This is a genomic window from Leifsonia sp. 2MCAF36 (assembly GCF_052115525.1).
In the GTDB taxonomy this organism is placed as follows: domain Bacteria; phylum Actinomycetota; class Actinomycetes; order Actinomycetales; family Microbacteriaceae; genus Leifsonia.
Window position 1 is genome coordinate 178,945 of the sequence record NZ_JBFRGV010000005.1, and the last position, 22,200, is coordinate 201,144.

Genomic DNA, 22,200 nt, shown 5'->3' on the forward strand with positions numbered 1-22,200 from the left:
ACGCCCTTAGCTCGCCAGCAGGCTCTGCCTGATGACGGATGCGAAACGTCGGTATCCCTCATCGTTCAGGTGTAGCCGATCGGCACGAAACAGCGAGTTGTTGATGGATCCATCAGGGTTCAGCAACGCTGCGGCCGTGTCGACGAAGACGAAATGGCGACTCGACTCCGCAATGGCACGGAGCTTGCGGTTCGCCGCTTGAATCTGCCGGCGCACCCGCGCGCGGATGGGCGCTTCGGTGATTGCGACGTAGTAGATCTCCGCGTCGGGCAGGCGCTCATGCAGAGCTGACAGGTACGCGACGACGAGTGCGACGACCTCGTCCGCGTCCTTCGAATAGAACGGAATGCCGTTGATGTCGTTCGATCCGACGTAAACCACCACGACCTCCGGCGAGAACGGGACGACCATCCGCTCGAGGTAGGCGAGATGGTCACCGACTTTGGTACCGCCGATTCCGATGTTGATGCTTTCGAGGGGAGACAGATCCTGCCCCGATGTCGACCAATACTCGATGTAGGAGCTTCCGGTGAGAAGGACGTGAACAGGGCCGCGGTTTGCCTCCTGCCGCCTTTCGATTTCCCGGACCCGCGATTCGTACTGCGCGGGATGATCGCGTCCGACTCTGAAGAGGGCGTAAGCGCCGGCAGCCACCGAACCGACGACGACGGCGGCCGCGACCAGTCCCGCTCGCCTGACAGCCGGGCGCCCCGGGCTCGTGGAGTTCCATCGTGAAGGCTTTGCCCTCATGCCGAGGAGCCAGGGGACGCGGCCGCGAGCGAGGCGGACAGATCGGAACGGAACTCGTCCGACGCTCCGGGGATGTACTCGAGCAGGGTCCGGATGGACATGGCTGCCGCTTCCGGGGCGTTGGCATCCAGAGGTACGCCTGGGTAGTGGCTGGCGAAGGCGTCGGTGAACAGCCGCCATGCTGCCGGGTCGTCGGCGACGTCGCGCAGCGTCGAGTCGAGGTCGAACGACCCGCGGTCGTTCGCGCGGTCTGCGGGATACGTCCAGTGGTAGGTGCCTGCTGCGACGTCGACGGTCGCCCCGTCGGGATGCTGGGGCAAGACCACCTGAGCGGTCGTACCCTCGGGGATGGTGACATCCACCTCGGCTGTCCCCTCCTCGATGCGCCAGCTGATGAGGACCTCTCCGAACCCGATGCTGTGCCGCAGTGTTGCCGACGTGAGCTGCTTGCCGGGCTGCGGCGCGATGCGCATGCGCCGGTACCCCGGCTCGACCGCGTTGAGGCCGCCGATGGTGCGGTGCATCCAGTCGACGACGGCGCCCAGCGCGTAATGGTTCAGCGACGTCATTCCGGAGGGATTGAGGGTGCCGTCTGGTCGGACCGAATCCCACCGTTCCCAGATGGTCGTCGCCCCCATCGTCACCGGGTACAAGAAGGACGGGCATCCGGTCTCCAGCAGAAGGAGGTAGGCCTCATCCAGGTGGCCGGTGACGGAAAGCGCATCGGTGACCAACGGGGTTCCGGCAAAGCCGGTCGAGATCCGGTAGCCGGCGCGAGCCACAATGTCGGCGAGTCGATCGCCCGCGTGCGCCTTCTGCGCGTCATCGAGGATGTCGAATGTGATTGCCAACGCGTAAGCCGTGGCGGTCTCGTTCACGACCCGGCCGGTCTTGCTGACGAACTCGTTCCGGAACGCGTCGCGGACGCGCCTGGCGAGCGCGGTGAATTCGGCGGCATCCTCGGTGCGGCCGAGGATGCCCGCAGTGTCCGCCATCTCGCGGGTGGTCCGGCACAGGTAGGCGGCTGCGACGAGGTGCCGATCGGTCTTACCGCCCGCCGGGTTGTCCATCGGTGCGTCCGGGTCGAGCCAGTCCCCGTACTGGAAGCCGCGGCTCCACAGCCCATTCTCATCCAAAAGCGCCGCGACCTGGCGGATGAAGGTCGCCATCGACTCGTAGGCATCGACCAGGATCTGCTCCGTCCCGTACTCGCGGTAGAGCGCCCAGGGGAGGCTGACCGCGACATCGCTCCAGAGGGCGGTCGGCGAGGAGGGCGTGGACAGCACATCCGGCACGACCCACGGCACGAAGCCCTTCTCCTTCTGCTCCGCGGCGAGGTCGAGCAGCCAGGATCCGAGCACACCCCGCACGTCGTACAAGAAGGCGGCAGTCGGGGCGAAGGCGTTGATGTCACCGGTCCAGCCGAGGCGCTCGTCTCTCTGCGGGCAGTCGGTCGGTACGCCGACGAAGTTGTCGCGCATCGACCAGACCGCATTGGAGTGCAGCTGATTCAGCAGCGCATCGGATGTCTCAAACCATCCCGTGCGGGCCATGTCCGAATGGATCACCACCGCACGCAGCGAATCGGATGTCAGCTCGCCGGGCCAGCCGTCGACCTCGACGTAGCGGAATCCGTGAAAAGTGAACCGCGGCTCCCACACCTGGGGCCCGTTCCCGTGAAGCGTGTAGCGGTCGGTCGCCGCGGCCGTGCGAAGAGTGTCGAAGTCGGCCTCTCCGCCGATCATGACCTCGGAGTGCCGCAGCGTCACGGTGGTCCCGGCAGCGCCCTCGACGTGGAGTCGCACCCAGCCGGAAATGTTCTGGCCGAAGTCGACGACGGTGCGCCCGGCGGCCGTCGTCATGATCTCCACCGGCGCCAGTTCCTCGATCCGGCGGATGGGCGGGGCCACGGGATCGACGAGCGTATCGAGCGGCCAAGCGAACGTTTCGACAGCACCCCATCCCGAATCGTCGAATCCCGCGCTGTCCCAGCCCGCCGGCTCGAGGCGGGCGTCGAAGTGCTCGCCGTCATAGATGCTGTTCTCGCGCACACCGCCTGTCGCGGCGCGGAACGTCGTGTCCGTTCCGACGACATCCACACGGCCATCGGCGTACTCGAGCTCAAGTTGGAGCCACGCGGCCGGCCGGTCCGAGAAGTGGTTGCGCTTCTCCTCCCAGCCGAGCCGACCCAGTGCCCACCCTTCGCCGAGCACCGCCCCGATGACGTTGGAGCCGACGCCGATCATGCCGATCACATCGTGGCTGCTGACCACGAGACGGTGCCGGTACGAGGTCCAACCCGGCGCCAGCACTTCGTCACCGACGGACTTCCCATTCAGATGCGGTTCGATCAAGCCGATCGCGGTACTGCGCAGTGTCGCCTTCGTCGGCAGCTCGGGCACCTCGAACTCCCGGCGGAGGTACGCCGCGGGCTCGCCGGATTCGCCGGTGGAACTCGTGGGCGTGATGAACTGTGCAGACCATTGAGCGGTCATATTTCGAACTCCTTGTAACGGTGGGGCTGAGTCAGCGGACGGAACGGATGCGCATGATCACGACACCGGCCAGGACCGTGAAGACGCCCGCGACCAGATAGAGCAGCGTGTAGTTCTTGTGGCCCGCACTCGCCACGCCGATCCCGAGTAGGAGTGGGGCAACGAAGGGAGCGACGGCCTGCGGAATCGACGTGGCGAACCCGATGATGCCCATGAATCGTCCGGCGTCGGTAGCCGTTTCCGGGAGGACGTCGAGAACCAGGGCCTGGTCGACCGCCGCGAACATCCCGATCCCCGCTGACACGATCAGCGAGCCGGCAATCAGCACGGGCAGGTCGGAGGCCAGGGCCATCACGACCGTGCCCACCCCGAAGAGGACTCCGCCGCCGAGGACGAAGACGCGCCGACGGCGCAGCCTGTCGGAGAGGAATCCACCACCGATCGCGCCGACGGTGGTGGCGACGATTCCGAACAGGCTCAGGGTGGCGATGATCGGGGCGGAGGCTGCAACGCTGACACCGAGACGCTCGGCGAAGAAGAAGGCCGAGAAGGTCGTGTTCAGGGTGAGGCCGAAGTAGAACAGGAATCGGCCAACCCATGCCCAGGAGAAGTCCGGGTAAGAGCGTGGGTTGTAGATGTACTTGCTGAAGATGCCGGCCACGGACAGGCGGTCGGCGAAGCGGGCGCCGCGAGAGTCGGCCTCCTTCGTGAAGAGGACGAACAGGATCACGAAGATCACGCCAACCGCGCCTGGCAGCAGGAAGAGCAGGAGCGCATCACCCGCGAAGCTGCCGGCGATCACAACGCCGACCACTGGAGCGACCTGAGTGGCGAAACCGGCGAGGCCCGCGACTTTCCCGCGCTGCGACTCGGACAGGCTGTCGGCCATGGAGGTCGTCAGCGCCTGCAGCACCTGCCCCCAGCCGAGTTGCGCCAGGATCCAGCCGGCCCCCAGCACGAGTGCGTTCGGCGCGAGAGCCATGACGACCAGAGACACGACGCCAAGCAGCGTGCCGCCGATCATGAACGGCTTACGACGGCCGATCCGGCTGCGCGTGCGGTCGCTGAGTACGCCGAACAATGGGGCCGTCAACATTACGACCAGCGCGCCGGAACCAGTGATGTACCCCAGGTACTCCTGGTGAGTGGGGGCCAGGGACGAGAGACGGATCGACAGCGAGATCGCCAGCGGCGTGATGAACGCCACGAAGACGCCGAACTGGCCCAGCACCTGGAACCAGATATAGGTGGCGCTCGCCTTCTTCTGCCCGGGCGGGGCCGCCTCGCTGTGCAGCACCTCCGCGGTGGCACCTGGCGCGGCCGGGATCGGCTGCGCCGTAGCAGGGGGCAGGGCGGGCGTGTCGCCTGAGTGTGTCGCCATTGTGGACTCCATTGTCAATTCTCCGCGGGTAGCTGTGCTAGCCCGGGCTGGTCCAGGAGACTGTATCTCGAATAACTAGAGCGTGCAAGTAGAATTTGGATCGTTTCATCAGGACTGCGTAACGGGAGAGCTATCGCGCACAAGTAGTAGGGTTCCGGCGGAGGCAACATGACGAATACAGCGTCCGAACGGCGAGTGACGGCAGCCGATATCGCGCGGGAGGTCGGCGTCTCTCGCGCGACCGTGGGCTTCGTGCTGAACTCCACCCCTGGGCAGACGATCTCCGAGGCCACTCGCGACAAGGTCATCGACGCTGCACAGCGGCTCGGCTACCGCCCGCACCTTGCCGCCAAGGCGCTTGCCAGCGGTCGGAGCCGGATCATCCTGCTCGTGCTTCCCGACTGGCCGATGGAGTACAGCATGCGGCGCGTCGTCGAGGAGGCGTCGATCCTCCTCGACCAGGCCGGGTACTCCCTGGTCACGTCGACGCCGCACGAGGGCGGCACGGCCCGACCGCTGTGGGAGACACTGCAACCGGATGTCGTGATCGGGCTGCTCCCATTCAGCCCCGAGCGCTACGCCGAGATCCGGAACTCCGGAGTCGCCGCCGTCATCCCCCGCCCGGACGATACCGAACCCCCTGGTGATCTGAGCTTCGGCCATGGACCGCGCCTCCAGGTCGAGCACCTCCTCGAGCGCGGTCGCAGGCAGCTCGTCTTCGCCTCGACGCCCGACCCGCGACTCGCCGACCTGGCATCATCCCGGTACGCCGTTGCCGCTGAGACTGCTCGCGCCCACGGAATCGAGGATCTGGCACGGGCCGGCGTGCACTCGGACAACGCGACGGACCTCGTCGCGGCCTGGCACCGGTCGGGCATCACTGGAGTGATCGCGTTCAACGATGACGTAGCCGCACGTATCGTCGGCGCAGCTCTCCGGCTCGGTCTCGCTGTGCCAGACGATCTCGCCGTCGTCGGACACGATGACTCCCCACTTTCGAACGTGTTCGTCCCGTCGATCAGCACGATTCACGTCGACGACGAAGGCTTGGGGCATTACTTCGCCGAGCAGGCGCTGAACGCCACTATAGGCACGCCGGAACCCCAGTGGGACCAGAGCCCGAAGGTCTCCTTGATCAAGCGAGAGAGCACCTGAGCCGACTGGATGGGGTCCGTCACCGGCAACAGCTTGCGCGCACTAGCTACTGTCGCTTACGGTGAGGGTTCATTACTAGCGCGCGCCAGTTGATTCTCAGGGTCCGGCGCGCAGACGACGGAGTCTGCTGGGAACACCGAGCGGCTTCGCTCGATACCGCCCCCGACCAGGAAGCCCTTTCCATGTCCTACCGCGATCACACTCTCCCCATTGCGCACAGGGTTGAAGATCTCCTCTCCCGGCTGAGCATCGAGGAGAAGGCCGGGCAACTGACGCAGTACTTCTATACGGGCACGGATGAGCCGCTCCCCGACGACTTCGACATCGAGTCGCTCCCGCCTGAGTATCGAGAGCATATCGACCTGCCCCGCCGCATCGAAGAAGCGGTCAAGGACGGCCGCGCCGGATCCCTGCTGTTCGTCCGTGATGGACGACTCATCAACCGACTCCAACGCCTGGCGGTAGAAGAGACAGCGCACGGTATCCCGCTGCTTTTCGGTTTTGACGTTGTGCACGGCTGGAGGACTGTTTTCCCGGTACCGATTGCGCTGGCGGCGACATGGGACCCGGCGCAGATCGAGCAGGTCCAAGCCGCTGCCGCTCGTGAAGCGCGATCCGTCGGTGTCCACTGGACCTTCGCGCCGACGATCGACATCGCCCACGACCCGCGTTGGGGCAGGATGATCGAAGGGTCGGGCGAGGATCCCCATCTGGGCGCCACCATTGCCGCCGCCCACGTGCGCGGTTTCCAGGGCGACCTCGGTCCCGACAGCGTGATGGCGACTCCCAAGCATTTTCTCGGCTACGGCGCGGCGCGCGGGGGCCGCGACTACGAGGACGTCGACATTTCGGAGTCGGAACTGCGCAATGTCTACCTTCCGCCTTTCCGCGCGGCCGTCGAGGCGGGTGCTGCCGCAGTGATGAGCGCCTACATGGACCTCAACGGCGTTCCCGCGTCCGGCAACCGCCGACTCCTCACCGAGCTGTTGCGGGAAGAGCTCGGCTTCGACGGCTTCGTGGTCTCGGATGCGAATGCAGTCAGGTCGCTCGAGACACAGCACTTCGCAAAGGACCTCGAGGATGCGGCCGTCCGCGCCCTCGCCGCCGGGCTGGACATGGAGATGTGCATGATGGGGCCGGCCTTCGACCTCCTCCCGCAAGCGGTAGCCGAGGGACGAGTGAGCGAGGACCTCCTCGACGCCGCCGTTCGGCGCGTCCTCACGGCGAAGTTCCGACTGGGACTGTTCGAGCGGCCGTACTCGGATGAGGCGGCGACCGCGACCACCCTCGCGTCGCCCGACCACCGCGCGCTGGCCCAGACCGCGGCAGAGCGCTCGCTCGTTCTCTTGAAGAACGAGGCGGGCACCTTGCCCCTGCAACTCGACACGATCCGATCCGTGGCGGTGATCGGACAGCTCGCCGACAGCCGGCGCGACACCCTGGGCCCGTGGATCTTCGATCACGACACCGAGGAGACCGTCACCATCCTCGAGGGCGTCCGCAACCGGTTCGCCGGGGCAGCAGAGATCGTCTTCGAGCCAGGGGCAGGAATCCCGGAGAGGCTGCATCCCTCCCCGTTCGACGTCTTGGATCCCACCGTCGAACGCACACCAGCCGACTGGGACGACGAATCGGCCATTCGCCGCGCGGTCACCGCTGCTGAATCTGCAGACGTCGCGATCGTGGTCGTCGGTCAGCGGCAGAACCAGATCGGTGAGAAGGCGTCGGTCAGCACTCTCGACCTCCCAGCGCGTCAGCTCGAGCAGCTGCAGCAAATCCACGCGACCGGAACGCCCATCGTGCTGGTCGTGATGTCGGGTCGGCCGCTGGACCTCCGATGGCCAGACGAGAACGTGGCCGCCATCGTTCAGGCGTGGTACCCCGGGACCCGAGGTGGTGAGGCCGTCGCGGCCGTCCTGACCGGCGATGTCAACCCGGCCGGCCGGCTGCCTTTCACCTGGCCCCAGCACGTCGGCCAGGTCCCCCTGGTGTACAACCACTACCGGACTTTCCTTCCCCATGAGCGGGACTCCCGCTACTTCAACGAGTCGAACGCGCCTCTCTACCCGTTCGGCCACGGCCTCTCGTACGCGAGCTTCCGATACGAGAATCTGCGGGTGGATCGCCCTGAGCTTTCGATCGGCGAGACAGCGCTCGTTTCGGTCGACGTCGTCAATGAATCCGACCGGGATGGTGACGAGGTGGTGCAGTTGTACATCCACCAGCGCTACGGCACGTCATCGCGTCCCGTCCGCGAACTGAAGGCGTTCACACGCGTGGCTGTGCCAGCGGGCGGATCCCGAACAGTGGATCTCGAGCTCGGCCCGCGCCAGCTCCGCTACTGGAGCGCAGCAACGAACAGCGAGGTGCAGGATGCAACGTTGCTCGATATCTGGGTCGGCGGAAGTTCGCGAGCGGATCTCGGCACGACGCTTACCGTGTTGTAACGCTTCACATGTGCCAGTGGAAGCCCAGGGACGTGCGAAACATTGCTGCGCGTGCGGGCGGTGGTCATCCCGCGAGTCGGGTCCTGGGGTCACGCACTCCGAACGATGCTCTCGCTGCGCCGATCTTCGGGACCTAATGATTTTCGGCGATGAGGGTCTGCAATCGCGGTCGGAGCTTGAGCATGATCCCGCTGCTTCTCTCATCGCCCTCGGCGCTACGAAGAATATCGAACGCCTCATCACCACTGTCGGGACGATCCGGGTCGAATCAGCTGTGATGGTGCGACTGCACCACGGAGCCAAGGCACCCTCTTGAACACCAGCTAAGGGCGGAGCGGTCACCATGAGGTCCAATACGCCGTCGTCCCGAATCGCTTGGACGGGGACCTCATGGAGCGCCTGCGTCTCCACTTCGCGGCGCGTCACGGACTGACTCGACGACAAACGCAACGACGTCAACACCTTTCGCTCCGAGCTGATCAACTCCGATGAGATAACGCAACCATCACCGGCACAAATCACTGGCCCAGGACCCCCGTCGTCCCCCGGTGACTGGGGTCCTAATGGCTCTGGAACAGCCGCCACCACATGTTGCCCCCGCCGATCGGGTCAGAGCAACGGCCGGGAGCAGGGTGGGAACCGACGGCGAATAGAGGACAAGAAGCAAGGAGGCAAGGAGGCAAGGCGGCAAGGCGGAACGGAAAAAGGACGCAAGCGTTAGGGAAGGCTCGGGTACGAGTTGAAGGAAAAGAGCCAATGCACGTAGGCACTCTTAGAGTGTGCGCGCTCAATGCGCGCCGAAAGGCGTCCGCAACCGGAAGTTCTAAGTGTGAGAGGTGGAGTGGCGCGCTGGAAGCGCGGGCAAGCGGCTCAAGGGGTCAAGCAGGCGGTCCATTACGCCTTCGGCGGCGTCTGTGACGCCACCCTGACGGCTAAGACCGCCGACGGTGCGCTGGCGGCGGCCGGCTACGCGGATGCAGTGATGACCCGCTCCATCGTCGAGAACGGCGCCATCCGCGACGACCTGCTCACCCGCCCCCAGTTGAAGGATTGGGTCGACGGTGTCGACCCGCTCACTGGCGAGCGCCGCGGCCGCGATCTCGAATCGCCGGTCGCTGACCTGATCCTGGATGCGACGATCAATGCACCGAAGTCGTTCTCGATCGCAGCGATGCTGGACCCGGAGTTGGCGGCCGCGTACGAGGATCTGCAGGACCGGTTGCGGGATCGGATCATCAAGCTGTGGCAGACCGAGCTCAACGCCCGCCGCGGCAAGCAGGGTTCCATTCGTGAGGACCTGGCTCGCATCGAAGTCGTTGAGTTGCGGCATGAAAGGTCGCGTTCATTGGACCCGCACAAGCACCGTCACCTGTGGCTGAACGTCAAGGTCCAAGGGCTCGACGGGAAGTGGTCCAACATCGACACTCGCGTCGCTCTCCGGTTCCAGAACGTCGTGAACGCAGAGGGTGATCTCGCTTCACGAACCGACCCAGCATGGGTCAGCGCCTTGGCGGCGAAAGGCTTCACCTTGAACTCGGACGGGGAAATCGAGCAGCTGCAACATCTGGTGCGGCCGCTGTCGAAGCGCTCTGCACAAATCGAATCGAACAGAGCGGCGCATCTACGTCAGTGGAAGGAGCAGCACCCTGGCGAGGAGCCCTCCGCCACGGTTCTGACTCAGATCGATCAGTGGGCGTGGGCGGCGGGTCGGCCGAACAAGCCGGCCCAGTTGAACGAGGAGGATTGGGCGTCGGTAGTGATGGCCGAGCTTCGGCATGCCGATCCGAATCTCAGCCGACCACGCACCCCGGTCGATGCACAGTCGGTGGGTGCCGAGGACCTCGATCTTGAGTTGCTGGCCGCGAAGGCGATTGTCGATGCCGACGCCAGGTCCACCAGCACGGGAGGTCGGTTCAGCGACATGGACGTTTTGGCCGGCGCGATTCGCGCGATCGCCAGTTCCGGCGTCCTCGCCGACCGGCTGCGCTTGGCTGAGATTGTTGACCGAGTGGTCTCCTACGCCACCCGCACTTACACCGTGACCCTGCTTAGCGAGACGAATGTTCCGGCGCACATTAAGCGGCGAATGGCCACCTCGACCGCGACATTGAAAGCCACCCTCGCTCAAAGGATCGAACGCATCTCGGCTCCTGGTGCTGCATTGAACATAGCCGAGGTGATAGCAATTGGACATGCTGTCGAACCGGAACATTCGCTAGACAGAGGTCAGCTTTCTGGTGTCGCCGCCATCGCCGGCACCTCGAGAAGTGTCGCAGTATCGGGCGCTGCCGGAACCGGCAAGACGACAATGCTTAGGGTTGCTGGCGCAGCCCTTCGTCGTCGTGGCCGCAACATGATCATCGTTGCGCCGACGAAAAAGGCATCGGCCGTCGCTGGCCGTGAAACGGAGAGTGCGTCCTCGTCGCTGCATCAATTGCTGCACGACTATGGCTGGCGTTGGGCCACGAACGAGGCCGGAGGAACTGACTGGTACCGACTCCAGCTCGGAGAACTCGATCGCAGCACAAAGCTCGTATACGGCGGTCCGCGCATTGCGATCCGTCCCGGCGATCGGATCGTGGTGGACGAGGCCGGGATGCTCGACCTGGAGGCTGCCAACGCCCTCGTCGATGTATTGGAACGAACTCACGCGACGGTGGCACTCGTCGGCGACGAGCGTCAGGCGCTGCCAGTTGGACATTCCGGCGCGATGGCTCTGTTCTGGACTCACTCGGCGGATCAGGTGGAGCTCATGACCATCCACCGTTTCAAGGATCCCGCTTGGTCGGACTTGACGCTGAGGTTGCGCGATCCATATGGTCGCCAAGAATCCGAGAACGTCGCCGACGAGCTCGTCCATACTGGGCATGTCGTTCTCGCAAACAGCGAGGCCGAGGCTCGAACCCGAATGGTCTCAGCCTGGTTCGACGCGGAGGAGCAGCGACAGTCGATCGCGCTGGTCGCCGCGACGCACGCTGAAGCATTGGCGATCAGTGAGGATATCCAAGGTCGGAGAATCCGTGCCGGCGAGATCGACACCGGTGAATCCACCTCGGGTCAATCCGGTCAGCCCCTCTTCGTCGGCGACGTCATTCAAACCCGACGAAATGATCGCGGCTCGGATGTCCAAAATCGCCAGCATTGGGTGGTCAAGCAAATCACGGCAGCACATGTGATTCTCGCATCCTCTTCGGACTCGACCGACCTCAAGAAGGTCACCCACGAATACGCCAACGCTCACATGCACCTGGGCTACGCATCAACGGTCTATGGAGTCCAGGGCGAGACCACGGATCGTGCGCTCGTCGGGCCCGGTGTAGACGCCGCTGGACTCTACGTCGGTCTTACCCGAGGTAAGGAGAAGAACGAAATCGTTCTAGTGGCGCCGACGGAAGCTTCGGCGAGAACGCAACTCGTCGAAATGATGCAGCGCCAGTCCATCGAAGAGACGCTCGATGCGTCCCAGGCTGCCGCACGAGTGGAGTTTAGTCGCGCAGCCAAGAGCGAGACGGGGCCATCCACCATGGCGCATCTAGACGGAAGTGCGGTCCTCGGCCGATGACGTAGGACTAACTCTTAAACAGTCCGCGAGTCCGAGCCTGCCGGCCAAGCCCGTTGACGCCCTCTAGCGCGCCGTCCTGTGCCCGAAACCGAAGGAGCGCTACGCCAAGCGCGTCAGCGCGATCACGGGCCTCCGGGAAAACACCCCCCGGCAAGAAGAGCAGAGGGGATCGCCCGTCCCCGGCTGAGGTGGCGGCGGCACGCTCAACGAGGTCTACGTCGAGGTTGCCCCTACGGTTTTCTACCCAGCCGAGAAAGTGGGAGCTGTAAAGGTCGCAAACCTGGTTCGCGGTTACATCAGTGGCGCGCGCGTCCGTTGCGCCGAGGTGAACCATCCATTCACGACACAATTCGACTGCTTCCACGTCCGAGACGCCCCAGGGCCTCGGAGACGGTGTTTCCGTGCTCACGTAAACAGTCTGCACCGACCCCATGTCGTCTGAGTACGGGTCAGAGGGTTGGGAACACGAATCCCTTCCTAACGGGCTCGCACAAACAAGCGTGAAGCGGCGGTGAAACCGATGCCGTTCTGTACGGCGCGCAAACTGGAGTCTGAGCATCGACGTTGTGGCTATCAGCTGCGAGGCGGGCGCCCAAAGCAACGACGCAAGCCGATTCTGATCCGACTGACGAGGGTTCGCGACCGGAAGTAGCGATCTCGTTCGCGACGATCTCGAGCGATATTTGCCGAAACCTGCCGTTCCGTGAGCTTGTGTGCCCACTCAGCGCGCCCATTCCGAATGAAGTAGTGGGATCCGCATGGGAACGCGTTATTTGAGATCGAGGGGAACAAACTGATGTCGTTTTCGCCGCCCGAGAGTCGCCAGCGGAACCGACCGATCGGTGTGACGACTTTGTTCCCGCATCCGCACATACAACTGTGGACAGCTGTGCTGTAGCGCAGGGAGACGTAGAGGACTCCCTCAAGCCGTTTTGACGGGATGCCTTCTACGAACTCTGCGCGAATCGTCTTCATCACTCGACCACGTCCGAGTTGGTCAACTGGTTCGGTGCGATCGTAAAGGTGGTCTGCCGTTCGTCAGGGTGCTCGCGATAGAAGCCTCGCATCCGCTTCCACTTGAGCACCGCCAGGGTTGCGTTCAGTGCGTTCAGGTCTGCGATCTGAATGTTGCGGTCGTACTCGTCTTCTTGCTCATCCGCGAAAGAGATCCGCTTTGCAACATGATCTGCGTGATCTGGAGTGACCGTAGTCGTACGGACGATACCGCCGAGCGTGTCGCCTTGACGCCTGATGCCCATGCCCACGTCGATGAAAGGAATTCCGTGCGCGACAAGCCAGTCGACGATGACCCGTTTTCCAGGACCGGTGTCGATCGCGATAAAAACGAAGTCGACCCCGGCTAGCTGGTCGACGTTGCTCGCGTCGAGAGTGGCAGCGTGGGGCTCGATTCCTCTGTGCATGGCGCCGTACTGCTGTGTGTAGTAGTCGACCTTGGTCATCCGCGCGTTCAGCTGGTCGATCGTGGCGGCGCCGGGAGCGCGAAAGGCGTTGTGTGCGAGTAGGACGTCTGGATCCCACAGGTGGATCCTCGGGACAGGCGTCTTCGCGACGAGATCGAGGATGTACGAACCGGTTCCACCCAAGCCGATGATCGCGATCGGTCCTACCGCAAGACGTTTGCTGATATCGCTAACCCCCGCTCTTGCGGAAGCCGAGTCGAGATAGACGAAGGGGCTGACGTCGTCACTTACTGGCACCGGCTTATAGGTACGAGCCGTAGCCGTTGGGTCAGCTGCTCTTGCTGGGCCGCTGATCGCCCGGACGTACTGCGTGATCTTGTCGTAGTAATTTTCGTACGAACCGGACGCTGGCTTGGTCGAGAGAAGCGAAAGCGGAGCGAAACCCGCGACCGGCGGCTGGGGCTCGGAGTTCGCGATGAGACGCGCCATCGGAGTCTTCGTAGCATCGTGGGGCACGCCGGTGAAAACGACGGTATGCGGCGCCGGTCGATCGGTTCGGTCACCGGTGACGTTGAGCTCAGAGATGAGGACTCCGTACTGGCGGCAGCCCTCGACGTCGAGGAACGGTACGTGTTCGATGATCAGGTGGCCGTCGCGGACGGATACCTCGTATCCGTCCGCGAGCAGCCGCTGGAGGTCAGGACTTTCCAGTGGGGTAGACATCGAACTCGGTTCCCTTCTTCTTTATCGTCACCGACTCGCCAGCAGCGAGTTCGCCTTCATGCGGCTTGCTCTTCGCGTGCCGGTACGTCGCGGTGTAGGTCGGGTCGTTCACGGTGGGCGTCGGAAAGGCGATGCCCACGAGCCGCTCGAACGTGACCACTTCCTCAGCGACGAGCGCCTGTTCGCCGTTGACCACGATCTCGAAGTCGTGCTTCTTCTTCTCCGCCGAACCGAGGAATGATCCCGCGGCCGCCTGCTCGGTGTCAGTCATTATCTTGCCCTCCTCCGGAAACCTCCGGATTATTTTGTACCGAATCGGTATAAGAAACAGTTTAGCATACCGATCTGGTGTATAGTTTTCCTATGAGGTCGGCATGAAGGTCGGCTTCGCGACCACAAAGCTCGCGAGGACGTGCAACGACACGTCCGAGCGAGTTCGGAACCTCGGCGCTGAGCGCTCCGAAAAAGTGCTCCGCCGTCTTGAGCAACTCGACGCTTCTGCGAACCTCGCCGATTTCCAGAAGCTCCCCCAAGTCCGTTGTCGCCACTTGGGGACTCGGGGCGACGAGCAGTTCTCGACCAACCTCGACGATTCGTGCCAGCTACTTTTCAGGGCGGCAGATGACCCAATGCCCCGACTACCTGATGGGGGCATCAATATCGCGCATGTAACTCGAGTCGTAGTTCTCGGGATCACCGACACCCACTAGAACCAGCAGGAGCTCACGATGCAGACGAAAGACCGCGGACAACCGGACTGGATTCCATTCGACCCGGACCGCGCCAGCGCGCCCGGAGAAACACTGCGAGAGACCCTTGAAGCGCTCCCTCTTTCACAGACCGACTTGGCGCTTCGAACGGGCATGTCGATCAAACACGTTAATCAACTGGTTAGCGGATCGGCCACGCTCTCGCATGACACCGCTATCAGGCTCGAGCGCGCGACGGGAGTGCCGGCCACAACCTGGAACAACCTAGAAGCGCGTTACAGGGATAGCATCACTCGCGCGGAAGAACGCGAGACCCTCGCGGACTCAAAAGACTGGCTACGCCAGATGCCGGTGTCCGCCCTTCGAAGCCGCGGAGTGGTGACCGCCACGATGCGCGATCCCGGAACAGTGCTGCAGGAAGTGCTGGCGTTCTTTGGCGTATCGTCAATTTCAGCATGGGAGGCGGCGTGGGCCCGGCCCTCCGCGGCGTTCCTCCAGTCGTCCGCCTTTCAAGCAGAGCCGGGTGCGGTCGCTGCGTGGCTGCGGCTGGGTGAACAAGCTGCGCAGGGCGTTGAGGCGAAACCGTTCGACAAGGCAACTCTCAGGGCTGCAATACCCAAGTTGCGCGAGTTGACCCTTCTCTCGCCGGAGGAGTTTTGGCCGCTCGTGCAAGAGATATGTGCACGTGCTGGAGTGGCGGTCGTCGTCGTGCCCGAAGTCACTGGCGCCCGTGCGAGCGGTGCCACGCGATGGCTATCGCCGACCAAGGCATTGGTCCAACTTAGTGTTCGACATAAGCGCAACGATCATTTGTGGTTCGCACTCTTCCACGAATTGGCCCACGTACTGCTTCACGGCAAGAAGGAAGTATTCGTCGAATCGAAGCTCGGCCACGACGGTGGTCGGATAGATCAAGAACACGAAGCCAACGACTTTGCTCGAACCACGTTAATTCCTGTGACCGCCGAGTCAGAACTCAAGGCTGTAGAGACACCCGCGGATGCACGCCGGCTCGCCAGACAATTGGGTGTTCATCCAGGGATCATCGCCGGTCGAATCCAACACGACCGCGGAGATTACAAGTTTGGGACGCCTGAACTCTTCGTGTCTTTGCGGGTGACGGACGGCAGACAGTAGTCGACCAAGCGCCGAGCAACCGAACTAATCAATCACTAGAGCGAGTCACCAGACTTTGGCGGTCTATTTCTTGGTGGTGACATCGCCGCCGAATGCATCGGCTTATGGTCGCGCAGCGGTACGCTTCACGACCGTTCCGATGCCGATGATGTGGCAAAAAGCGTGGGTGGAGCCCGCCAGCGGCGAGTTCCACCCATTGACGCTATTGCTACGCGCTCGGTTCGAGGCGCGAGACCGTACTCACGAGACGGGAAGGCCCGGTCGCGGCTACGTCCGGGCCGTCAGCTTTTGGGGCGCGGCGGGTGACCTCCGCGGTGGTGTAGCGGAGGGAGGGGCCGACGCTGTCGGCGACGACTTCGGTGGCGGCTCGGGGTTCGCCGGTGGCCTGGTCGGTCCAGTGGCGGAACTCGAGATTGCCGTTGACGATGACGGTGTCGCCCTTGCCGAGGCTGGCGCGGACGTTCTCGGCCGTGCGGCCGAAAACGGTGGTGCGGTGGTACTGGGTGTCCCCGTCGACCCATTTGCCGTCTTCGAGCTTGCGGTCGGTGACGGCGACGGTGAACTTGGCGAACTTGGTGCCGTTCTGGGACTCGCCGTAGTCGGGGTCGGCGACGAGGTTGCCTTCGATGCTGATCGGGACTCGTGTGCTCATTGTCCTGTTCCTTTCAATTTCAGCGGCCGCTGGTTGGGTCGCTTTCACTTAGAACTTCCGGTTCGAGGACGGAAAAAGCGCGCACACGGCGCGCACGTCGAGAGCGTTGCGCGCTACGAATTGGCGTGGCTCTGGCGGATCCAGTCGGCCCACTCGGCGGGGACGGCGTCGTCGCCGGTTTGTGGGAGTTCCGTGTGGCCGTTGTGGCATTCGCCGTTGTACCAGGTCGCCAGGCGCGGGATGGCGACGGCGAGGCGTTCGTGCCAGCCGATGGGTCCGTAGCCGGCGTCGAGGCTGTCGTAGGAGACCAGCCACGCGGTATGGAGGGCGGAGAGTTCTTCGACGAGGGCGCCGTGCTTGAACCAGCATGGCGGGATCTTGCGGGTAGCGATGTTGTAGCGGTGGGTGAACCAGGCGACCCAGTCCTGTAGGTCGGTCCAGACCGGTGGAGCGTCTCCGTCTTCGAGGGTGCGCCAGTTGATGGCGCGGATGCCGAGCATCCCCGGGCTCTGCCGGGGTGGTTGGTCTTCCCACTCTTCAGCGAGTGAGGCGACGAGGTCGTCGAGGGGGATGTCGTCGGTCACTGCTGGTCCAGTGAGGCTTCGATGTAGTGGGCGATCTTGGCCTGCAGCCGGGCGATGGCCCGGATGGAGGCGGTGCGGCGGGAGACGAACCCGGAGAGGGCGCGGTCGCGGTCGATCAGCTGGTGCACGAATTCGTGGCAACGCGGATGCAGCGCCGCGAGGTCCTCATGCTGCTCGTGGGCGGTCCAGCCGTGAGGCGACTGGGTGACGCCGCGGTAGTCGAGGTGGTGCAGTTCGAGGCTGCGCGACGAACCTGCGCCCAGGCAGAGTGCGCAGCGGATCACGCCGTTTCGATGTTCTTCGTCGAGAAACCACCGGTCGCGGCGAGCGAACCAGGCTCCGGAGTGCAGGTAGTGGTTGCGGTAGGTGTTGTCCCGGGCGGGACGACGTCGGTTGGACATCAGTTTCCCTCCCCTGCGGATCCTCGGCGATCGAGCGCGGCTTGATACTGTTCGGCGAACACAGCCTGCTGGTCGAGCTCGGTGAGCTTCTTCCCGGTCCTAATGACGGCGACGTCGTCGCGGTCGGTCCAGCCGCGGAGGTCGAGAAGGATCCCGCGGCGGTTTCGGTACGCGAGCAGCCCGACAGACTCTGGCATGCGACGGATCTCATCGATGGTCATCACGGGCACCTTCTCGTTCTGCACGTTCGTCGACGATCCGTTGTCGTTGTAGGAGTGCCCGGTGTTGCGGATCCGGCGCAGCCCCAGCAGACATTCGATGTCGCGGAGGTGGTCGACGTCGGATGCGCCTCCGAGGAGGAGCTTGGCGGTGGCGGCGGACCAGATCGTGTCGGCCTCGGACCGCGACCACGCAGTCTCGGCCTGCGATAGCGCCTGGAGGACGACGATGGTGGAGATGCCGATGCCGCCACCGTCGGCCATGATCCGCGGCAAGGCCGGCCAGGAGAACATGTTCGCGATCTCGTCCAGGATCAGCGCAAGCGGGAGATCGAGGCGGGAGCCGGGTGAGGCGAGGGCTTTGCGGCGTGCGGTTTCGACGATGTCATCCAGCACCGCGCCGAGGAACCCTCCTACTGAGCCTGCGCCGGCGCCGGTGCCGACGAGGTAGAGGCTGTTGGATCCGGCGAGGAACGCGTCGAGATCGAACTGTTCCCCCGGCCCGGGCGTCATGGCGTTCCGGATCGCGGGGATGGAGAGGGGGCGGAGTGCGCCGAAGACGCCGAACCAGGTGTTGGCGAGTAGCTTCTCGTCGCCGTTGATGATCGCGTCCAGGTCTTCCGACCAGCCGGGCGTTCCTTGGTTGGCAAGCACACTGACGGCTTCGCGGGCGATCCGCGGATTGGACCCCCACCGCGCCAAGGCGTCGGTGCCGCGGCCCGAGACCGCGGCGGCGTGCAGCAGCCGGGAGAGCACCGAGGAGGAGACCTGCGCCCATTCCTGGTTGGTCTTGGATGCTCCGAGCGCGGTGCCGGCGATGATCGCCTGCCCGCGTTGGTCGGCAATGAGGGGGTCCTCACACCCCGCCACGGGCGAGATCCGCAGCGCGGAGCGGACGCCGGTGAGCTCCTGAGGATCGAACACGGTGACCTCGCCGACGCGGGCGCGTTCGCGCATCGTCGCTGAGAGGTTGTCGTTGCGGGTGGAGGTGGTGATCAGGGGGCCGTCCCAGTCGAGGATGGCGTTGATGATGAACCGGTAGCCCTTGCCCGAGCGGGGTGCGCCTTCGACGACGATCGAGTCCTCGATGGACACGTACACGTCTTGCCCGTGGGCGCCGCCGACCCTCCATCCGGCGGCGGACGGTGTCGGATTGACCAGCGACGGGCGCAGCGTCTTCGCCCGTCGGAGGGCGGTGCGTGCGGAGGTGTGCTTGCGGACTTCGCCGGGCTTGGCGAGTCCGTCGCGTCCGCGGAGGTCGTGGATGAAGTACCGGTCCGACTGCCGGTAGCGAAGCCACCACACCACCCCGGCGGCGATCGCGCTGAGAAGCAGGAAGACGGCGAGCAGATCGAGGACCCGGATCAACGTCACGGGAGCCGTGCATCCGGGCAGGAGCACGAATCCGCTGGCGTCGCCACCCATCGCGAGTTCCAGACCGGCGAAGACGCTTCCCGGTTGCCCGCCACCGCCACAGGTAGCCGTGATCGTCGCAGTGGCGACACCAGTGGACAACGCCCCGGCGGCGACGATCGCGAAGAGGGTGTACAGGGCGAGTGTGTGCCACGGTGAGTTGTGGGTTCTCATGCTCGTTCGCCTCCCATGGTGTCGGTGCGGAAGATGCCGAGTTCGTAGTGGGTGCAGATGTTGCGGACCTTCGCGACTCTGTCTTGGCCGATTTGCCAGAGTCCTTCGCCTTTGTGCAGTTTGCGGACGAGGTCGGCTTGGGTGTCGTTCCAGCCCAGGATCTCCCGTGACCTCGCGATCTCACCGGAGTGTTGCGCGTACGAGATCCGGGTCTCGCAGTCCGCGAGGAGCCCGAGGGCACGGGAGTGGAGGGCGCTGTTGCGGTCGCCGAGCGCGTCGAGGTCCGCGACGCGGTGAAGGAGGTACCAGTTGGAGGTGCCGAGGTGGCGGGCGACTTTCTCGTCCTCGACCCGGTCGGCGAGGCCGTCGCCGCCGGAGACGTCGTTGAGCAGTTCGACGGCGGCTTCTTCGTGGATGATCACCCGCGCCTGACGGTTCGCGCCGAGGGAAGAGCGGCGGATCCAGTTCGCAGTCGCCAACCGGGCCAGCGCCTGCGCCTCCGGCGATGCCCCCTTGAGGGCGGAGGTGTCGACGACCATCATCGGTGCGTTCGCGTCGAAGCGGACGGTGGAGGGGCCGTCGAAGAACCCGGTGAGGTCACCGGAGACCATCCGGCGCAGCGAGTGCGCGAGTCGGTGGCCGGCCTCGACCACCTCGAGCGGCTGACTCTGGTCAGGGTCGACGAGACGGTCGTACACGTGGGTGATGGTGACGGTGGACTGGCCGCGGAGCGCGTCGAGGGCGACGTCGAGGGCGGTGTGCTCGACCGGTTCCAGGTTGCCGCCTTCGCGGAGGCGGCGGATGATCGTCTTCACCGTCGCCCGCCGATACTGCAGCACGTTCTGGTTCCAATCCTCATCGGAGAACGTCGCATCCCGCGGGCCTTCGTCCAGGAGATTGATGCGAGCGCTCTTGCCGGGGCCGACCGAGACGGAGGTGCCGCCGACGTATTCAGCGACGCGCACCCACTCCCCGTTCGGGTCATGCGGCACCGCGATCTTCCTGCCCAGCCGTGCAAGTCGCGATGACCACGACTTGGCCAGCATCGACTTGCCGGTGCCCTTCACCCCGAGGATGGCGACCGAGTGCGACCGGACGGCCTCTGCGGAGTAGGCGTCCCAGGGGTCGAAGCAGAACGGGGCGCGGGAGAGCAGGTTCTCGCCGATGTACGCGCCGGTGAGGATGTCGCCGGTCTCGGCGAGGAACGGGTACGCGCCGCCCAGGACTTTGGAGGAGCAGCGGTGCGCGGGCGGGGTGGCGCGCAGTGGGCCACGCAGGTTGTGCGGCTGCTTCCACCCCCATGCGGGCATCTTGGACGCTGGCAACTCCGCGCTTTGAAGCTTCCAGCTCGTGCTCTTGTCCGCGATGGTCTGCCGGTGGCGCCCGTTGGTCCCAGGCTTTTCGCCGGCCGGGATTCGGCCGATGACGGCTGATTGCTTCATCGTCATTCTCCTTCCAGCGGCACCGGCAGGGCTGCGGTGACGAACCCGGCAGCTTGCTGGCCGGACATCGATGCGAGCAGGAGTCGGGCGGGGTGCGAGGCCTGCTCGATGTCCGTCCGTGCTTTGGCCAGTGCGTCTTTCGACTCGGCGGAGATGGTGACGAACCCGCGGTACTGGACGTCGCCGTATCCGTCGACGAGGTCGTGCTCTCGCACGGCCAGGTCTTCCTCTTCACGGAGGTGGGTGAGCGGGATCCGGGAGGACAGCCTCATCCGGATGGTCGCTGCGGTCTCCATGTCGGACTGGGCGCGGTTCAGCTGGGCTAGCGCCTTATGTGTCGCCACCGGCCGCACCTGCAAGGTGATCACCCGGGTCGCGTCGCCCGCATAGAGGCGCGGTTCCAGGAACCCGGTGCGTACGTCGGTGCGCGGCCATTCGGCGACCCAGAATGTCTGGTGCCAGGACTCGTCCACACGCATCGCATCCCACCCCTCGTCGATCCCCATCACCGGCGACGGCGCAGATGCAAAGCGCGAATCGTGCTCACGCCGGGTCGCTGCCGCGACCGGGTCAGCGGACAGCGCGTTCAGCTCGTCGAGCTCGTCGGAGGTGAGCCACCCGGATGGGGTGAGACCGGCGTGCTCCATCGATGTTTCTATCCCCGCGACCCGTTCCTTCAGCACCGCGGCGAGCCCGGTAAGGCCTCTGCCCCCATCGCGGATGGCACTGTTGAGGGCGGCGGTGTCGAAGGTGAGGGTGATGTAGTTCGTGAACCCCATCGACCGCTTCGAGGCCGCCTGGGTCAGCGCCCAATACTGCTCGCGCAGCTTAGCGGTGACCTTCGGGTCGTGTTCGTTCTCTCGGACGACGAGGTAGTCACGTAGCTCGTTGGAGGAGGCTCGGTCGACGCGGATCCGGATCGTGGTCTCGCGGAGGCCGGGCAGGTTCTCCAGGGAGCTGAGCCATTCGACAAAACCGTCGTAGGCGGCTTCTTGGGTGCCTTTGTCTCGCAGCGTCCACGCCTTCGATCCGACCTTCATGGTCACCGAGGCGAGTCTGCCGCGGGCGTTGTAGACGAACCCGCCAGCTCCTGGGATCTGCACGATCTGTACGTCTCCGAGCGCACCAGGGAGGAGGAACTTCGAGGTTACGACCGGGGTGAGCGCGGCGATCTGAGCATGGCCGACGTTCAGGGACGCCGTGGCCACTCGCAGCCAGACATCTCGGCGGAACATTGTCTGGCCGGCAATACTCCGGTACGCGTAACGGGCGGCCTGTGTCGCGATTACGAGGACGGGTTCACGGCGGTAGGTGGCGAGAGCGAAGAAGACGATCAGCGCGATAGGCGGGAGCATCACCCAAAGCGCGCTGGGGTTGATGAACAGGGTCGCCAGCAGGACGGCGACCGCCCCGCCGATCACGACCAACTGCACGAACGTGAGCCCGAGGAAGATGCCGCGGCGCTCCCGGGCGGCGAAGCGAACACGTGGTGCTCCTTCGTCAGTGATGAGCTGCTCAGCGGTGAAGGTGGTCAT

General features: G+C 64.6%; 16 protein-coding genes. 4 read left to right on the forward strand and 12 right to left on the reverse strand.

All coding sequences use genetic code 11. The features are described from left to right. Positions 1-6: 6 nt before the first annotated feature. Genes AB4079_RS09725 through AB4079_RS09735 form a run of 3 tightly spaced genes read right to left on the reverse strand, consistent with a single transcriptional unit; the run spans position 7 to position 4,626 of the window. The gene (locus tag AB4079_RS09725; protein ID WP_441787090.1) at positions 7-750 is read right to left on the reverse strand and encodes a GDSL-type esterase/lipase family protein; all 744 of its coding nucleotides are present in this window, start codon (positions 748-750) and stop codon (positions 7-9) included. After that, positions 747-3,245, reverse strand: coding sequence for a family 78 glycoside hydrolase catalytic domain (locus tag AB4079_RS09730; RefSeq protein WP_441787091.1), 2,499 nt, complete (start codon positions 3,243-3,245; stop codon positions 747-749). The genes AB4079_RS09725 and AB4079_RS09730 overlap by 4 nt, the downstream gene beginning before the upstream one ends. 31 nt (positions 3,246-3,276) lie before the next feature. Beyond that, positions 3,277-4,626 carry an MFS transporter gene (locus tag AB4079_RS09735; RefSeq protein WP_441787092.1) on the reverse strand — a complete coding sequence of 450 codons (1,350 nt, stop codon included), beginning with the start codon at positions 4,624-4,626 and terminating at the stop codon, positions 3,277-3,279. Between the two features lie 168 nt (positions 4,627-4,794). Here AB4079_RS09735 and AB4079_RS09740 point away from each other — a divergent pair, with 168 nt between their 5' ends. From AB4079_RS09740 to AB4079_RS09750, 3 genes are all read left to right on the forward strand, one after another. Continuing rightward, the gene (locus tag AB4079_RS09740; RefSeq protein WP_441787093.1) at positions 4,795-5,781 is read left to right on the forward strand and encodes a LacI family DNA-binding transcriptional regulator; all 987 of its coding nucleotides are present in this window, start codon (positions 4,795-4,797) and stop codon (positions 5,779-5,781) included. A gap of 182 nt (positions 5,782-5,963) precedes the next feature. After that, positions 5,964-8,228 carry a glycoside hydrolase family 3 N-terminal domain-containing protein gene (locus AB4079_RS09745; RefSeq protein ID WP_441787094.1) on the forward strand — a complete coding sequence of 755 codons (2,265 nt, stop codon included), beginning with the start codon at positions 5,964-5,966 and terminating at the stop codon, positions 8,226-8,228. 841 nt (positions 8,229-9,069) lie between these two features. Further along, positions 9,070-11,790 (forward strand): AAA family ATPase, encoded by a 2,721-nt coding sequence (locus AB4079_RS09750; RefSeq protein WP_441787095.1) that lies wholly within the window; start codon positions 9,070-9,072, stop codon positions 11,788-11,790. 573 nt (positions 11,791-12,363) lie between these two features. On the opposite strand, the gene AB4079_RS09755 is transcribed toward AB4079_RS09750, so the two are convergent. The 3 genes from AB4079_RS09755 to AB4079_RS09765 are packed head-to-tail and all read right to left on the reverse strand — an operon-like array spanning position 12,364 to position 14,205. Next, positions 12,364-12,765, reverse strand: coding sequence for a DUF6527 family protein (locus AB4079_RS09755; protein WP_441787096.1), 402 nt, complete (start codon positions 12,763-12,765; stop codon positions 12,364-12,366). Beyond that, positions 12,765-13,934, reverse strand: coding sequence for a ThiF family adenylyltransferase (locus AB4079_RS09760; protein ID WP_441787097.1), 1,170 nt, complete (start codon positions 13,932-13,934; stop codon positions 12,765-12,767). Before AB4079_RS09760 ends, AB4079_RS09755 begins: the two co-directional genes overlap by 1 nt. Continuing rightward, positions 13,909-14,205 carry a multiubiquitin domain-containing protein gene (locus tag AB4079_RS09765; RefSeq protein WP_441787098.1) on the reverse strand — a complete coding sequence of 99 codons (297 nt, stop codon included), beginning with the start codon at positions 14,203-14,205 and terminating at the stop codon, positions 13,909-13,911. Before AB4079_RS09765 ends, AB4079_RS09760 begins: the two co-directional genes overlap by 26 nt. Before the next feature lie 457 nt (positions 14,206-14,662). On the opposite strand from AB4079_RS09765, the gene AB4079_RS09770 reads away from it, so the two are divergent. Next, positions 14,663-15,781, forward strand: coding sequence for a helix-turn-helix domain-containing protein (locus tag AB4079_RS09770; RefSeq protein ID WP_441787099.1), 1,119 nt, complete (start codon positions 14,663-14,665; stop codon positions 15,779-15,781). 208 nt (positions 15,782-15,989) lie between these two features. On the opposite strand, the gene AB4079_RS09775 is transcribed toward AB4079_RS09770, so the two are convergent. The 6 genes from AB4079_RS09775 to AB4079_RS09800 form a co-directional block, all read right to left on the reverse strand. Next, the gene (locus AB4079_RS09775; protein WP_441787100.1) at positions 15,990-16,433 is read right to left on the reverse strand and encodes a single-stranded DNA-binding protein; all 444 of its coding nucleotides are present in this window, start codon (positions 16,431-16,433) and stop codon (positions 15,990-15,992) included. Between the two features lie 113 nt (positions 16,434-16,546). Then, positions 16,547-17,017, reverse strand: a complete 471-nt coding sequence (locus tag AB4079_RS09780; RefSeq protein WP_441787101.1) for a hypothetical protein — start codon at positions 17,015-17,017, stop codon at positions 16,547-16,549. Beyond that, a complete protein-coding gene (locus tag AB4079_RS09785) occupies positions 17,014-17,418 on the reverse strand; it encodes a hypothetical protein (RefSeq protein WP_441787102.1) in 405 nt (134 codons plus the stop codon). Before AB4079_RS09785 ends, AB4079_RS09780 begins: the two co-directional genes overlap by 4 nt. Continuing rightward, on the reverse strand, positions 17,418-19,223 hold the full coding sequence (locus tag AB4079_RS09790) for a type IV secretory system conjugative DNA transfer family protein (RefSeq protein WP_441787103.1): 1,806 nt from the start codon (positions 19,221-19,223) through the stop codon (positions 17,418-17,420). The genes AB4079_RS09785 and AB4079_RS09790 overlap by 1 nt, the downstream gene beginning before the upstream one ends. Next, complete coding sequence (locus AB4079_RS09795; RefSeq protein WP_441787104.1) at positions 19,220-20,665, reverse strand: hypothetical protein; 1,446 nt, start codon at positions 20,663-20,665, stop codon at positions 19,220-19,222. Before AB4079_RS09795 ends, AB4079_RS09790 begins: the two co-directional genes overlap by 4 nt. Before the next feature lie 2 nt (positions 20,666-20,667). After that, a complete protein-coding gene (locus AB4079_RS09800; RefSeq protein ID WP_441787105.1) occupies positions 20,668-22,200 on the reverse strand; it encodes a PrgI family protein in 1,533 nt (510 codons plus the stop codon).